We start from the raw sequence: 16,800 nt of genomic DNA, 5'->3' as shown, positions 1-16,800 counted from the left end.
GTTGATTCATAGGCTATACGGGAGCTAGTGTTGAATGTTCCTGTACAAAATTCTCTAATAATTCTACTGCCTTATCGTTACCTCCGGCAAGGGTAAATGTGTTTCTTACTTCCTGAGCAGCAATTCTGTATTTAGGATTTTCCAACAGTTCAAAAACGGTTTCACGAAGTGCATCTACACGCAGTCTTTTGTATCGGATACTGATTCCGCAGCCTGCCTGCTCAATCAGTTTTGCAATATGGAAATGATCATAAGCAATAGGGGTGATCAACATTGGTAATCCGTTTCGGAAAGTATCATTTACGGTATTGAATCCACCATGGCAGATCACCATGTCCATTTGCTGCATCACTGCAGATTGAGGAACAAAACTGTTCACAATAAAATTGTCCGGCCATTCTTCAAAAATTTCTGGTGGAGTAGCGGCAATTACCGTAACTGGCTGGTCTTTAAATGCAGCAATAATTTTTTCAAAGAAAGCTTTTCTGATGTCTACCAACAATGTCCCCAATGATACAAATATCTTTGGAGTGGTAGAAGCATTCAGTTTATCCCAGTCAAATGGTGCATCATTCGGACGGCCTTTTACCGGACCTACGAATTTCATATGAGACGGAACAGTTTCAAAGCCAGCGAAAGCCTGTGAGGTAAACACCATATTCAGTTTGTGAGAATGGATATAAATACCTTCTTCATGAATGCCTACTTCTTTTTGAAGGTCTTTGATCAGGTTTTGCTGCCATTCCCAGATTTTTGGAGCACTTTTTTCCGTATCTCCCATCACGTCTGGTGGAACTGGAGTAGTCGTTACACAAGGAATATTATTTTTGTGAGCGAAAAGAGCGCCTCCGAAAGTAATACAGTCATTCACAATAACATCCGGCATCCAGCTTTCAGTCAGTCTGTTAAGTCCCGGCATCATCATTTTAGCGAAAGGAACATAGGTTTCTTCCAATGCCAGTTTCATCACTTCAGGTCCTGAACAGGCTGGTCCGTCATCCTGTCTCTTTAAAATACGGGCAATTTCCTCCTGATACGGAACAAGATCTTCTTCAGGATAGAAATAAGAACCTCCTTCCGGAATATGTTTATTGTCTAATGGGGTAATTCCGAACCATTTTACTTCGTGTCCACGGGCAATAAGACTTGCTCCAACACTTAAAGTAGGGCTCACATGTCCGAAAAACGGAGGAACTACAAATAAAAATTTAGACGGTTTTTCAGGTTTTGAAGCTTTCAATATTGCTTGTTCTAATAAGTTGGCCACTGTAGCAGAACCTCCGGCTTCTACAAAAGATTGTCTCACTTTCTGAGCTGCTTCTTTATAGCTCGGATTGTTCAGAACCTGCTGTACAGCTTCTCTAAGGTGATTTCCTTTAAATCGGTTAAAATTAAGACGTTCACCTGCTTCTGTACGCACAACACGTCCCGCAACGTGTGACTGATCATAGGCAATAGGGATCACTACCAAAGGAATACCGTGTGATAATGTTTCAGATACGGTATTGTGACCGCCATGGCAAACCACACCGTCAAGATGAGGTAACAGATCCAATTGTGGAACCTGCTGATACACCATAAAGTTATCCGGCCATTCCTCGAAAAGTTGAGGATCGGAAACCACTACAACGGTTAGATCTTCATCTTTAAAGGCGTCAATTACCTTTTGGAAGAAGGCTTTTTTATGATCATGATCGAAGGTCGTCCCAATGCTTACCAGGATCTTTTTGTTGTTTTTGCTTTTTAACTTTTCCCAGTCGAATTCACATGAAACACGTCTTTCGGTAAGAACGGGTCCTGTGAACTGATATTGAGCAGGAAGATCATCCATTTCACCAAAGAAATAACTGGAAGTCAGAACAAGGGTCAACAGGTCTGAAGTCGCCAGGGAACGTTCTTCCTGGAAACCTAGCTCTTTCTGTAAATCAATGATCTGATTCACTTCCCACTCGTGTACCTTAGGCAGTTCATTCATAATTTTAATGGCGGCCGGAGCGGTAACGGAAGTCGCACAAGGAATTCCAAGTGTTTTTGCTGCAACTGGGGCTGCAAATAACTGATGATCCCCGATAATCAAATCGGGTTGATATGTTTTTAATAATGAAACAATACCCTTATAGCAATGTCTGTTCAGCGGGATAAGAACCTCTTCGTAAAGGAACTTCACGCTGTCTATACCGTACACTACTTTCTTTGAAATAATATCGAGATATTGTTCACTTTCTTTCTTTTCTTCGTCGGTCTGATCGTATTGGATCAGTAATAATTTTCCTCCCTCAGGAAGTTTAGCCTCTAAAGTCGGGTCAAGGCTGATCCAGGCTACTTCATGTCCTCTTTCCAGCAGCGTAGCACCGATGCTTAGGGTAGGGTTGACATGTCCTGTCAATGGTGGAACTATAAATGCAAATTTAGCCATGGTTTTGTGTTAAAATTTTAGATAAAAATTGAGCGATTGTTTCCGCAATCAGATTGGGTTCCTGGATAGGAATATTGTGATCGCCCGGGATTAATTCAAGTTCAGACTGGCTGATTTGAGACTGAAGCCACTCTCCGGTAGGTCTGCAGTTGGAATCAGCACCATAAAGCAATAAAGTAGGAGCCGTCAGTTCATTGAAACGGGCTTCACCAAGGAAATGTTTTTCCCTGATCATATCTGCTTTAATGGTGGTCTGGTTAAACAGAAATTCATACATTCGGTGGTTCTTTTCCATTTGTCTTTTACCCATCTGCACTTTCGTAGTATCGGTAAAATTGGCGACATAATGCTCAAGAAATTCTTTGCTGTATTCATCAATGATGTTACGGGCTTTTTCGTCCTGAGGATCCGGAGCTTCTGTTACCACGAGCTGATTCACGCGGTCAGGATATTCTAAAGCTGTTTTTAAAGCGATAAGACCTCCGAAACTATAGCCGACAAGGTGTACTTTTTCCAGTTGAAGGTGATCTATTAAACCTATTAAATCGGATGACATGTTGTCAAGATCATACCCATCCAAAAAGCGTTCACTCATTCCGTGGCTTTTCAGATCGTACATCACCACATGGAAATGCTTTGCCAGTACTGGGGCAATATTAAAATAATAAATGGACAGGTTACTGAACATACCGTGGATCAATACCACGGTTTGTTCGGCTCCTTTGTTGAGTTCCTGTATATGAACTTGTCTGTTATTGACAGTGATTATTGGCATTCGTAGATATAATTGATGATCATACTAAGGTCAAGATTAATAAGCTGGTCAAGATCCATAGAAGATAACCAACCTGTAAAGTCGATCTGATCGCCAAAATGCGCTTTGATTTTTTCTGAGAATGAAACAATCTCGATGCTGTCCATTTCAAGATCTTTGGTGAATGAACTTTCCGGAGTAATGTCCATTTCTTCTACAAATTCAGCCCCTATCACTTCAGTAATAAAACCTTTTAATAAAGTGAAAAGTTCTTCGTGGTTCATTTTTAATGTTGCGTTTACAGTGTCCATCCGATAATATAATTTTTATGTTTAATAGTTTTGATTTCAATATTGTTGATCCACAGGTGATCATCTTTTATCATTTCGACTTCGAAGGTTTTAGGATTTCCTTTCAGTCCTGTTCCCATGAACTTTCCGTAGGCTTCCTTGGCTACCCAGAAACGGGTAGTCCATTCTGCCTGATCTCTGTCTTTTAATAAGGCTAATTCGTTGTCGGTAAATACCATATCGTAGAATCCTGAGCTGCGTTCTTCCATCAGTTCCATATCGATTCCTACAGATTTTCCATATCTCGCAATGCCCACGGCTTCTTTGCCTTTATGAGCTAATGAAATATGGATGTCTTCTGTAAAATCACTGATGAGGTAAGGTTTCCCCACTTCATCGGAACGGATTTCAAAGGTGATCGGGAAGCAGGCATGATTTTTTTCCTGACGAAGAAGATTTCTTACGGCATCTTTTACCGCTACACGGCTTACCATCCAGTTTTTCTTTTTGTTGGGTAATAACTGCTGGTGATGTTGTTTTTCCGTCTGGTTAAAATACCTTTTCAGGATAAAATCCCATGAAGCCACTCTGGTATACGCCTGGTGGAAAAAGAATACTTCGGGAGCAATCTCTTCCGAAAGACGGTTGTGCAGCGGTGACATGGAAACATTCCACAAGGCGGCATCAATTTCCAGTCTTCTGTTCTGCCAGCCGGTGATGGCACACCATACTTTTCCGTCTCTTTTCAGGATGATATCTGCGATGGCAAATTCATCATTAAGTTCTGTCAGCATGCATGTACATTCAAAAATACCTTCCTGATCATGCATATCTCCGAAGAATTCAATATCTCTGATTTTTACAGGGAATGCAATACGGTCTTTCACCAAAGTAAGCTGCAGCCAAAGTCCGAATAACTGTCCTGCATTGTCCAGTAAAGAACCTTTACCGCCGTTTCCTTTTATTTTTCCGATAATTCCTTTGTCTCCAACGGCTGAAACTTCAGTGATTCCCTGGTATTTGTCTCCATGGAACATATGCATGTCATAGATTTCTTCAGGAGTTCTTTCGATAGGTAAAAGGTTTCCAATGGAAATATTGAAATTAGGTGTTGGAACAGAAGTAGATGTTAAGATTACTTCTGCATTGGCAAAGTTCTCAATATCAAGATAGGCGTGGTTGGGTGAGCGCCATTCTCCTTTCACTCTTTTCTCGAAAGGTTTGGCTACGTTCATCCATTGGAATACACTTACGTTCATGATTTTATGGACCAGCGTTCCCGGAATTTCGGCTTCTGCAATTTCAGCAAGCTGTTCAAAGATCATCGTCATCGGAATTACCGGTTCCATATCCGCTACATGAGCCCATCCTTTAGGCTGTCTCAATAAGCTGTGGTCAATCAGATAAGGATGACTTTCCAGGGTTACATACAGGTCTTTTGAGAAGGTTGTGCTTCTTGGTGCTTTTTGAGCAGTTTGTGTTACAGGTGCAGGGCGCTGAATCGTGATTTCCGGACGGTTCTGGAATAAAGTCAATACTTCTTCCTGCATACGGATCATATCGGCTACATTATCCTGGAATGCCTGTACCAGCGGATGGCCGCTTTTTGTGGCAATAGCTGAAGCTGTTGCTGTATATTGTTTTGGTGCATCAAAGGATTGAGCTAAAGCTTTCACTTCTTTAAAATTACGGATGATAGGAGAACCTAATTCCAGCTTAATCCCTTTTCCTGAAGTTCTTTTTGTATGATTCTGTATCTCTAAAAAGTCAAGAGCAATTGTTTTACCTTCTACAAATAATGAAGCGACAACACGTTGTAACTGCGCTAATGCAGAACGGGTAGGAACACTGGAAGCAATTGTACTGAAGGCTTTTCCTTTCAAGGTATCATCAATAAATCCTATCAATCCTCCTGTACCCACCTGAATGAATACTCTTGCGCCTTCTTCATATAATGTATCGGTCAGTTCACGGAAACGGACAGGCTGAACCAAATGCTCGGCACTCAGTTTTCTGATCGCTGCCTGATCTGCAGGATAAGGTTCTAATGTTGTGGCTGACCACAATGGAATTTTTGTCTTCTGGAACTGCGCTTTTTCCATTCCTGCAAGGATGATATCCAGTTTATCAGCGATAAAAGGAGAGTGGAATCCTGATTGGAACGGCAATACCTGATGGAAAATCTGATTGGCTTTTAACAAAGGAACCAATTCATCCAAAGCGGCATTACTTCCACAAAGAATCACCTGATTAGGGCAGTTGTCATTGGAAATATAAAGGTTTGAAATTTCGTTAATAAAAGGTTTTATAACATCAATTCCGGCTCCTATGGCGATGAACTTGGAGTCTTTTAATTCAAAAGTTTCAGGGTGAAGCACATCAATTAATGCTTTTACAGAATTGGCTTCTGCTAATTCGGATGAATATCCTGCCAGCCATTCTCCTAAACTGTGTCCGGCATTCATATCCGGGATAATTCCCAGTTTTTTCAGTGAATTATCAAGGATACTGCAGTTGTTGAAAATATTTAATGCATCAGTTAAAAGACCTTCACCTTCTGTTTCGATAGGAGCTGTTAATCCAAAATAACGACTAGCGCTTTCTACTTCACCTTTTGCAAGACCATCTAAGCCAGGAAATACAAAAGCTACTTTACCACCATCCTTTAATAATGGGGTAGAGGTGTACCAGATATCCTGCTTGTTTTTCCAGATGATATTTTTGGAAACTATTTTAATGGCTTTTTCTACTCTTGCAGGTGTTGGGTCGAATATAGCAACTCTGAAATCTCCTTCACCAATGGCTGTTTCATTATTTTGTAATGCTGAAAGCAGTTGTTCATGAGTAGGTCTGGCCAATATCAGCACCTGATCTTTTTTAGGCATATCATAGCCTTCAAGAACTACGTGTGCATTGATTCCTCCAAATCCGAAAGCATTCACAGCAGCTACTTTTGGAAGTCCTGTTTTTGACCAGTTTTTGGCTTCCTGTACAGGCTCAAACCTTGTGTTCTGCATCTCTGCAGTTGGATTCTCACAATATAATGTTGGCGGCAAAGTATCATGATGCAATGCCAGACAGGTTTTAATTAATCCTGCAATCCCGGCAGCCGGCATAGCATGACCGATATTGGACTTTACAGAACCAATACCTGCCATCGGAGCAGCTTCTTCTTTTCCGAAGAATTGAGCTAAGGTCTGAAGTTCTGTTTTATCTCCAAGGGGTGTTCCTGTGCCGTGAGCTTCAAGATATCCCACTTTATTTTTATCTAAATCAGCGTTGATCCATGCCTGTTCCAAAGCTTTTAACTGACCTTTCACGGACGGGCTCATCACGCTGGTTCCGGTACCGTCACTGCTTACTCCAATCCCTTTAATAACAGCATAGATTTTATCCTGATCGCGAACGGCGTCTTCTAATCGTTTTAAAACGACAAAACCACAACCTTCGCCAATCAGTAGTCCGTCAGCATCCATACTGAACGGCTTGATCTGCTGTTGACGGGACATGGCTCCCAGCTGGGCAAAAATACTCCAGAACGCAGCGTTCTGTCCTGTGTGTACTCCTCCTGCAATCATGATGTCGGAACGTCCTCTCTGAAGTTCCTGTACAGCATGGTCTACAGCAATCAAAGCAGAGGCACAGGCTGCATCTACAGTAAATGCGGCACCGCCTAAATTGAAACGGTTGGCTACAAGAGAGGCTACAAGATTAGGAATTAATCCCATAGCAGTATCTGCTGCAAAACGTCCTTTGCGTTCCTGAAAAGCATGTTTTACCTTTTCAATATCGGAAGTAGAAACGTGGGGCAGTAATTCCTGCAGTAACGAAGAAATCTGTTCTCCGGTTCTTACAATTTCAATAGCGCGGGTAGCTCCCGGACCGGTATAGTTTCCTTTACCGATAATAATTCCTGCTTTTTCAAGGGAAGCATTCTTTTGAAATACACCAGCATCTTCCAATGCTTTCTGTACCAGATCAAGGGTAAGCAAATGGTCAGGTTCCGTTCCCTGAACAGCCAATGGCAGAATACCAAACGCCGTAGGATCGAATGTATAATCAGGGATAAACCCTCCGCGCTGACAGTAGAAACGGTCAACGGGACTTGTTGCATCACTGAAATGAACCGGATCTATCCGATCAGCCGGAGCCAGCTCGGTAGAATCGACTTTATTGACAATATTCTGCCAAAAAGTGTTGGCATCCTGTGCCCCGGGAAAGACACAGGAAAGGCCAATTACAGCAACATCTGTTTTTTTCATATTGAATTTATGCAGCGTTTTACCAATTATTTCCTGACATGATCAGCACCTGGCTTTCAGTTCCATATTTGATCTCGTTAAGAAAGATTTCTTTCCCTTCATCCAAAGGAATCATGGATATTCCTCTGCGTTCATATTCTGATTCCAGGGTGGAAGAGACCATTCCGGCTCCTTTCCAGGGTCCCCAGTTGATAGAGATTACTTTTCCTTTTAATCTTTTGTTTAAAGCATTCGCGTAATCATCCAGTACACTGTTTGCTGCAGCATAATCTGTCTGGCCTTTGTTACCGTATACGGAAGCAATACTTGAGAACAATACTACAAACTGACAGTCTGTACGAAGCTGTTCAGCCAATACACGAAGTGGTTTTACTTTGGTATCAAATACACGTCCGAAAGAACTTGTCGTCTTTTGTTTGAATAGTTTATCTTCTAAAAGACCTGCTCCATGGATTACTCCGTCCAGACGGTTATATTTTTCATAAATACTGCTGATCAGGTTGCTTAAACCTTCTTCGTCACAAAGATCCAATGATTGGTAAATAATGGTATTTCCAAGTTCTTCCATATCACGGATTGTGCGTAGGATCTGATTGTTTTTGAAAATCTTCGTCGTTTCTTTTTCTATTTCTGCAGGAGAAGTGAATTGTCCGGATCTGATCAGGAAACCTCTGATTTCCTCTTTTGTTTTCATATTTTCGAATTCTTTAGCAGAAACTTCATTTCTAGGATCTGCAGATCTTCCTACCAGAATATAAGTACAAGGATAAGCCTGAGACATATGTTTTACCAGTTCGGCCGTGATTCCTTGTGCACCTCCCAATACCAATACTACAGATTTTTGATCTAATTGAATTTGAGCTTCACTCAGACTCGTTGACAATGGGGAAGGGATGATATCTACTCTGTGTCGTTGGTCATTTTTGTAAATGATCTCAGCGGGTTTATCATTTGTAAGGATCTCCTTTAATGTAATTTCAGCAATCTGATCTACTTCCTGAGGAGTACTCAGGCTGATCAGTCTACATGTTGTATTATCAAATTCTCTTGCTAAACTTTTGAAAAGTCCCGGATATCCCTGATGGTGGCGTAATATACTTACATCAGTGATTTCCTGAAGATGAGCCGTGATGTCTGAAACTAGGTATACCCATTTAGCTTTATCAAAATCCAGTTTTTTAATCAGATCTACGTGATCAATAATGCTTGGTTTATCAACTGCTGAGAACAGGTCCAGCATAATTAATCCCTCAATGTTTGAAAGATCTTTTTCTGTATCTACTATTTCTACAATTGCGCCATGTTTTTCCAGAGCTTCTTTGATCGCTGAGGTTTGTTTTCTTTCATCCTGAGTAATTGCGAAACGTTTTCCCTGCAATATTTCTGTGTTTTGTACTAAAGAAGCGTCAGTAGGAGTGATATCAAAACGAAGACGTGAAAGTACATTTTGAGTTGGTTCTGCAATGTTTGTTTCCTTGGTTTCGCTGTTTGTTTCGTTCGCTTCACCATTCATTTCGTTGATCCAGCCTGCCAGACCACGAAGTGTTTTAATTGCAGCGAGTTTTTCCATAACATCATCAGCCTGTTCAAGGTTTTGACCAAAACCGATTTTGGTTTTAAGATCACCGATAATTTCCATACGTTTAATGGAATCTATACTCAAATCCGCTTCCAGATCAAGATCAAGACCTAACATTTCTTTTGGATATCCTGTTTTATCACTTACGATATTCAGAATAGCATTTTGAAGGTCTTCAAGAGAGAATTCCGGTTGAGCTTGTGGTTTTGAAGCTGTTGATTCAGCTGCAGATCCGTTTTTTTCAGGGGCAGCAGTTGTTTCAGCTCCTGAGAATTCAGTAAGCCATGAAACAAGACCACTTAAGGTTTTTATTCCTGCTAATTGCTCCATAACAGTATCTTCACTGGTGTTTCCGTTACCCAGAGTTCCAAGTTCGTTACGAAGTGTTCCGATGATTTCAACTCTTTTAATAGAATCAATACTTAAGTCAGCTTCAAGGTCCATTTCCATACCCAGCATTTCCTGAGGATATCCTGTTTTATCACTTACCACCTGTAGTAATAAGGATTTGATATCTCTTGAAGGGGCCTGTTTCACAGCAGCAACGGCTACGGGTCTTTCCTGTTGAACAGGCTGAACCGGAATGGTAGATATTGGCTGATGAGCAGGAGTCTGTACTGGTGAATGATATACCGGAGCAGGGAACGCCTGAGGATTCTGTCCCATAAAGGAAAGCATCACATCACGCTGTGCCTGTATCATTAATTTCATGCTGTTTAAATATTCCTGCAGCATACGTTCAGCAGTAGACTGAGCTTCAGTTGCAGGGGGTTGTGGATTATTAGTAAAATTGTTCATGGGAATAGGGTTTATAAGTGGTAAAGCACCATTAGATGGCAGATTACCATTAGTTGGGTGGGCAGTTTGCCCGTTTACACGCCAGATGGCAGGGCTTTTCTTGTAAAGCTCAGGTTGGTTAAGATCAATTACCTTAACGCTTCGGCCATCAAAAAGTTTATCGATATTGAAGCTTCGGCCTGTTCCTAAATATTGTGCCAGCATACAAAGAAGATGGCTGAATTTATTACGGCTGTTGTCTTCAACATATAAGGTCAGCTGATCTTTTTCAAGGCAGGATTTGGTTAATCCTGTAAGGACTTTTCCTGGTCCTACTTCGATGAATATTCTTGCACCGTCATTGTACATCGCCTGAAGCTGTTCTACAAATCTTACAGGCTGTACCAGATGATCAGTAAGTCTTTCTTTTATTTCTGATGGATTTGACGGATATACCTCAGCTGTAGTATTAGACCAAACAGGAATCTGCATTTCCTGGAAAGGAACATCTTTCAATACCTGAGCATATAAATCCTTGGATTTTGCCAATAATGGGCTGTGGAATGCACATGCAACTTCCAGTTTTTTAGCAGAAATACCTTCCTGTTTAAGAACTTCCAGTAATTTATTGATCGCTTCAGTACTTCCTGCAATGACACATTGAGCAGGAGCGTTGAAGTTTACAGGATAACATCCTTCTACTTTTGCAATAATCGGCTGTAAACGTTCCGCTGTAGCACTTGCAGCCAGCATTGAACCAGGATCTCCACCTTCTACTGAGTCTAAAATAGACTGAGCTCTCTGAACACTTAAGTCAACCAGTTTATCTTCTCCAAATACCCCGGCAAAACATAAAGCCGGTATTTCACCATAACTATGACCTGCCAGCATATCAGGAATAATGCCTAATGATTCTAAGAATTTAGCCAGTGCAAGGTCTACAATTCCTAAAAGAGGTTGCGCTAAACGGGTATCTTTAATGGTTTCTTTTTGTTGTTTTAAATCAGCTTCATTAAATGTTTTAGATGGGAAAACTACTTTTTCAAGTTCAGGATACTCATCAATAATCTTACGCATAGCAGGGAAAACGACGAATAAATCACGAGCCATATTAATTCTCTGGCTGCCCTGTCCTGGGAATGTGAAGGCTACTTTACCTTCTTTCTTATTCACAGTAAAGGTATCTTTTGTCTCAATCCCTAGTAGTACTAGTTCAAGCTTCATCATCAGATCTTCAGCGGTGTCTGCAACAATACTGAACTGGATTGGTTTTTCTGAACTGATGCTTAAACTGTAAGCAAGATCTTTTAATGGAATGCCATCATTGATTTCTAATAAAGCTTTAATCTGGCTCGACTGTCCTTTTGCTTCTTCGTAAGTCTCTCCACGGAAAACAAACAGTTCTGAAGGCCACGATTGCATTGCGATTGAATTATCCTGTTTAGGATGATTGGCAATTACCGTATGGAAGTTCGTTCCTCCAAATCCAAACGCACTGATTCCTGCATACCGGTTTTTCTCCGCCCACAATCCACTTTCTGCATGGAAGGCAAACGGACTGGTTGCTGCATTATAATAAGCATTAGGCTGCTGAAGGTGAAGGGTAGGTGGTTTTACCCCGTGATATACGGCAAGGGACGCTTTGATTAATCCTGCTAATCCTGCCGCACATTTTGTATGCCCGATCTGTGTTTTTACAGAACCTAAATGAGTCTGTCCCGGTAATGCCCCTGAACGGCTGAATAAATTAGTTAATGCACTTAATTCAGTTTTGTCACCGACTACAGTTCCTGTACCGTGAGCTTCTACAAGACCTACAGAAGCAGCACTTATACCAGCTTGGGAATAAGCACGTTCCAACGCTCTTACCTGGCCTATCTGTCTTGGAGCAGTCAATCCCAGAGCTTTTCCGTCACTGGATCCGCCAACTCCTTTGATCACCGAATAAATACGGTCACCATCGCGTACTGCGTCTTCATATCTTTTTAAAACAAGGATAGCGATACCTTCTCCAAGGGCAATACCATCTGCATCACCATCGAATGTAGCACATCTTCCTTTTCTGGAAAGAGCATGAGTACTGGAGAACATCAGGTAATCATTGATTCCGTTGTGTAAATCTGCTCCTCCGGCAAGTACCATATCGGATTTTCCTAATACAAGTTCCTGGCAAGCAAGATCAATAGCTGCTAATGATGAAGCACAAGCAGCATCTACGGTAAAGTTTCTGCCGCCAAGATCCAGTCGGTTTGTGATTCTACCTGCAATAACATTGGCAAGAATACCCGGAAATGAGTCTTCTGTGGTATGTGGGAAGGCTTCTTTTACTTCTTCGTGAAGTTCTCCGAAAACCTGCTTATAATATCCTCTGAAACTATAGCTGTTGGCAAGATCATTTCCTCCTTCAGCACCTATAATAACAGAAATGTTTTCTCTGTTGATGTGTTTTTCACCATATCCTGCATCTTCCATGGCGCGTTTTGCAACCAATAAAGTTAACAGCTGTGTAGGTTCAATGGCCGCAAGAGATTGTGGCGGAATTCCGAATGCCAATGGATCGAAATCGATTTTAGGAATAAATCCACCCCATTTTGAGTGAGATACATCCGGTCCGTCAGAATCCGGGTGGTAATACAATTCTTTATTCCATCTTTCATCAGGTACTTCGGTAACACTGTCTTTTCCTAAAATAATATTTCTCCAATATTCATCAAGGTTTTTAGCACCCGGGAAAATACATTCCATTCCTACGATAGCGATGTCCAGAGGTTTTTCTGTAGAAACCGGTTCTTCCGGTAACGCTGCCTCCTGAATATGCTCATAGTTGTCTACAACACTTTGATGCAGAGCCGCTAATGAGATCACACGATTGTGCATGGTAGCTACCTGCCCAATCATATACATTCCTAAGTCTAGTTGGTCATCTTTAGGAATATTGACAAGTTGATCACCCTGACGCTCTATACCTTTAGCCGCAATTCTTAAACGGCCTACGTTTAATTTCTCGAGCTGTTCCCACACTTGTTTTTTATCCATTCCTGCAGCAAGAAGCTTTGCTTTTTCTGTATTGAAATGGTGGGCAAATGCTGTATTTAAACAACGGGTTTCATGTCCGGGAGCTGTTTCCAGTAGAACTGTATCTTTTGCCTGCATAGCCTGCGACTGAAATTCTTCCTGAATGGCTCCGGTCTGTACAGCTTCATTGGTATAGAGATAAGCGGTTCCCATCAATACACCAATTTTTACTCCTCTTGCAGCTAACGGTGCAGCCATGATAGAAACGAACGCAGTTGAAAAGGCGTTATGAATTCCTCCTGCAAAAAAGACACTGATGTTTTCAGGGTGTTCTTCTTTTAAGATACGTTCAATTTGTTTTTCCCAAAGAACCATACTTGAAAGGGGACCTACATGGCCTCCGCACTCACGCCCTTCAAAAATGAAGTTTCTGGCACCTTCTTTCAGGAAAATATCCAGAAGGGCAGGGGAAGGAACGTGTAAGAATGATTTTATTCCGGCTTTTTCAAATACTTTAGCCTGGGCTGGTCTTCCGCCTGCAATTAAAACGACAGGAGGTTTGGCTTCTAATATATATGATGTCTGTTCATCTCTTAATTCCTGTGGTGCGAATCCCAGGATTCCTACACCCCAGGTTTTTTCACCAGCCAGTCTTTTAGTATCCATTACCAGAGATTTTGCAGATTCTCCTTTCAATAAGGATAAGGCAACAAAAGGTAATGCTCCGGCATCTGCTACTGCATTCGCAAATGACGGTACATCGCTTACACGGGTCATCGGACCTTGAGCGATAGGATAACGAAGACCCAGTTCCTGAGCTAAAGTGTTGTCTTTATCAATTACTTTAAGTGCTTTTGCCTGCTTTAGGTGTCCATACATGGCTTCTTTGAATCCGAAAACCATTTTTTTCAGGGTTTTGAAATCCTCATACAGATCTGTTGCCAGCGAAATGTCTTGTCCCATCGGGATATAACATGTACTGAGGTCCAGACCAGTGAAGTACTGTTTCAGATCTTCAGCTGTTGTGTTTTCTGGTAATGCAGGTGAATTGGGTCTTACCAATACACGATGGTTAGCAATCACCTTAGTTTCTGTACCATTCAGTTTTGAGCAGACTTCTTTCAGTTCGTTAGGAGCTGAACTTTCAGGAAACAGAGCCAGCTGGCTGTCCAGTACAACTCCTGTTGCTCCCAATGCTTTTGATGCCGCTGCGGTATGGAGACCTATTCCTCCCTGTACCCACACCGGAATGTTCTGAATTTCTTTGATCACACGCTGAAATAATACAAACGTGGATTCATAGCCTACCCATCCACCTGCTTCATTTCCTTTGATAATGATTCCTTCTGCTCCTGATTGTTCAGCTTGTCTGGCTTCTTCCAGACTGCTTACCTGATAAACAGCAGGCAGGTTGAAAGGCTTCGACATTCCGAACGGAAGGATTGCAAACCTTACTTTTTCAGGAATTTGAAGAGCGGTGAAATTGTCATTAGAAAAATAAATACCATACGATGGTACGTCTATCTGATCAAGTTGATGTAACGCTTCCTGTGCAGTCGTTATTTCATTTCCTAAACTTAAAACGGGAAATGCACCCGCCTGGTGTAGTTTAGGGATAAGGTTAACGTCTGGTTTTTCAAAAGGCGTCAGTCCAATAATGGTTAAGTTTTTCATGGCGTGATAATTATTGAATGATAGCAAGAGATTCATAACAAAATGTAAGGCCTTTCGGTATTAAGGCGATCGCTTTTGTTACGATATAATAAAATTGGTTTTTGTTAAATCTTTAATGATGTATGTGTTTTTATGGTAATTATTCAAAAATCTATTGTTTGTTAATAGATTGTATGATATAAGGTTGGTATCCGGTTTTTCAAAAGGCATTAGCCTGATTTTGGTCAAGTTTTTCATAGCATTTACGGTATAGGAATAGTTAATGATATCTCATATCAGAACACGGATGCCATTAGTATTGATGGTGTTTTTCTGTTATGAGTGAATAAAAATAATAAAAATGTATATATTTTTTAACCATAAGTACAATTTGATAATTATTTATTAATATAAAAATATCAATTGTTCATATGTTATTAAAATATATTTATTGTTTATTTATTCTTAGAAACATGCCGGTACAATCTTCTCAACTTTAATTATAAATAGTTATAGTTAAAAAAATGTTAAGCAAATATAGGAATAAAAAATAAAATATTTCAAAAACAAGAGATTTGTTTTTGCATATATTACAAAAAGATAATATAGAATGAATAAGGTTCCGAAATGTAAAAATTGCCTTTATCAATCTGATAAAACGGCAAAGCGAATTTAAATAAAATTAATCAATATATTGTGATTTAATTTGAATTATTTATGAACTTTCTCTATCTTTTTGATAAATAAATAGATAGAGAATTTTAAGAATAATTAATATATCTTTCCGAAATTCATAAAAAAACAGTAAGTGTTTGATATACTTACTGTTTTTTATAGGTTTGATGGTTGAGATGTTTCTGATGAATAAGCCTTTTAAAGATTATTGGATAATGTAATTTTATTATCCGATGAACAGGCTTTCAAGATTTAAAATATACTTAATCCGTATTGTTTTGCAAGATCTAAAATCATGTGATATCCAGCCAGTGAATTTCCATGTTGATCCAAAGATGGACTGAATACACCAATTCCTATTTTTCCGGGAACACTTACGGTAATTCCGCCTCCGACACCGGATTTACTTGGAAGACCTACGGTTCTGGAGTATTCACCACTGAATTCATACATTCCGGCGGTCAGCATCTGTGACTCCACCAACTTTGCTATATCTGCATTCTTATAAGTGGCATCTCCGTCAAACCTTACACATTGGTTGGCAAAGAAATAACCGATTTTTGCAAGATCTTCAGCGGTAAGCTCAATAGAACACTGCTTAAAATAATTATCCAGCTGATCTTCATTTCCTGAAATCAGTCCACTGTTTTTCATGATGTAAAACATACCCCGGTTACGGTGTCCGGTTGCTTTTTCAGATTCATAAACAGATTTGTTATACTCAATTGTCTGATTTTTGGTAATATACCTTACCATATCCAGAATCTTAAGGAAAGGTTTCTCGCCGTCTCCTGAAATTAACGAAGTAGTAAGAATAGCTCCTGCATTCATCATGGGATTGAGTGGTTTGCCTGTGGTCTCAAGGTTTGAAAAATGGTTGAAAGGTTTGTCAGAGCCGAAATATCCCATTTTGTCAAAAATATGCGCTTCTCCTTTTTCGTTTACAACCACCATTAATGATATGATTTTGGAGATACTCTGCATCGTGAATTTTTTACTCACATCTCCGGTGTTGAATACTTTTCCATTTTTATCTACTACTGAAAACGCGATTGCTTTAGCCTCCATTTTTCCCAGTTCAGGAATGTAATCTGCCACTTTGCCCTGTGTATAATAAGCTCTGTTTTTTTCCAGAATAGTGTTTAATGTTTTTTCTGAAATTGTTGAAATGTCTGCCGGTTTCTGAGCGTAAACTATTGTGTTTAAGGAAAGAAAAGCTGCGGTACAAATTCCTTTTGCAGAAAATAAAAAGCTGTTGTTTTTCATAGGGAAGATCTTCAAATAAAATGTTTATGATAAGCCTCGAAAAACAAAGATAAAGTTTTTTAACCTTGTTGGCAATTCTCCTTTATTGTGCCTTAGGATATCATTCTGGTTTT

Annotated in this window: 6 protein-coding genes; all 6 read right to left on the bottom strand. The window is 40.2% G+C overall.

The window, feature by feature from the left end; genetic code table 11:
* Positions 1–13: 13 nt before the first annotated feature.
* On the bottom strand, positions 14–2,416 hold the full coding sequence (locus KYG33_RS08025; protein ID WP_219073036.1) for a glycosyltransferase: 2,403 nt from the start codon (positions 2,414–2,416) through the stop codon (positions 14–16).
* Positions 2,409–3,191, bottom strand: a complete 783-nt coding sequence (locus tag KYG33_RS08020; protein ID WP_219073035.1) for an alpha/beta fold hydrolase — start codon at positions 3,189–3,191, stop codon at positions 2,409–2,411. Before KYG33_RS08020 ends, KYG33_RS08025 begins: the two co-directional genes overlap by 8 nt.
* A complete protein-coding gene (locus tag KYG33_RS08015; protein WP_002977699.1) occupies positions 3,182–3,481 on the bottom strand; it encodes an acyl carrier protein in 300 nt (99 codons plus the stop codon). The genes KYG33_RS08020 and KYG33_RS08015 overlap by 10 nt, the downstream gene beginning before the upstream one ends.
* The gene (locus KYG33_RS08010; RefSeq protein WP_219073034.1) at positions 3,469–7,722 is read right to left on the bottom strand and encodes a type I polyketide synthase; all 4,254 of its coding nucleotides are present in this window, start codon (positions 7,720–7,722) and stop codon (positions 3,469–3,471) included. The genes KYG33_RS08015 and KYG33_RS08010 overlap by 13 nt, the downstream gene beginning before the upstream one ends.
* Positions 7,723–7,741: 19 nt before the next feature.
* On the bottom strand, positions 7,742–14,767 hold the full coding sequence (locus tag KYG33_RS08005) for a type I polyketide synthase (RefSeq protein ID WP_219073033.1): 7,026 nt from the start codon (positions 14,765–14,767) through the stop codon (positions 7,742–7,744).
* A gap of 906 nt (positions 14,768–15,673) precedes the next feature.
* Positions 15,674–16,687, bottom strand: coding sequence for a glutaminase A (gene glsA, locus KYG33_RS08000; protein ID WP_219073032.1), 1,014 nt, complete (start codon positions 16,685–16,687; stop codon positions 15,674–15,676).
* Between the last annotated feature and the right edge of the window lie 113 nt (positions 16,688–16,800).

Origin of the sequence: Chryseobacterium sp. D764 (assembly GCF_019317325.1) — a bacterium.
Taxonomy (GTDB): Bacteria; Bacteroidota; Bacteroidia; order Flavobacteriales; family Weeksellaceae; genus Chryseobacterium.
Note: the sequence above shows the minus strand (reverse complement) of the source record. Positions and strands in the feature narration are given on the sequence as shown.

Excerpts from the sequence above, each read along its gene's own strand:
- KYG33_RS08025 (WP_219073036.1), bottom strand. The coding sequence starts at position 2,416 with ATGGCTAAATTTGCATTTATAGTTCCACCATTGACAGGACATGTCAAC.
- KYG33_RS08020 (WP_219073035.1), bottom strand. The coding sequence starts at position 3,191 with ATGCCAATAATCACTGTCAATAACAGACAAGTTCATATACAGGAACTC.
- KYG33_RS08015 (WP_002977699.1), bottom strand. The coding sequence starts at position 3,481 with ATGGACACTGTAAACGCAACATTAAAAATGAACCACGAAGAACTTTTC.
- KYG33_RS08010 (WP_219073034.1), bottom strand. The coding sequence starts at position 7,722 with ATGAAAAAAACAGATGTTGCTGTAATTGGCCTTTCCTGTGTCTTTCCC.
- KYG33_RS08005 (WP_219073033.1), bottom strand. The coding sequence starts at position 14,767 with ATGAAAAACTTAACCATTATTGGACTGACGCCTTTTGAAAAACCAGAC.
- glsA (WP_219073032.1), bottom strand. The coding sequence starts at position 16,687 with ATGAAAAACAACAGCTTTTTATTTTCTGCAAAAGGAATTTGTACCGCA.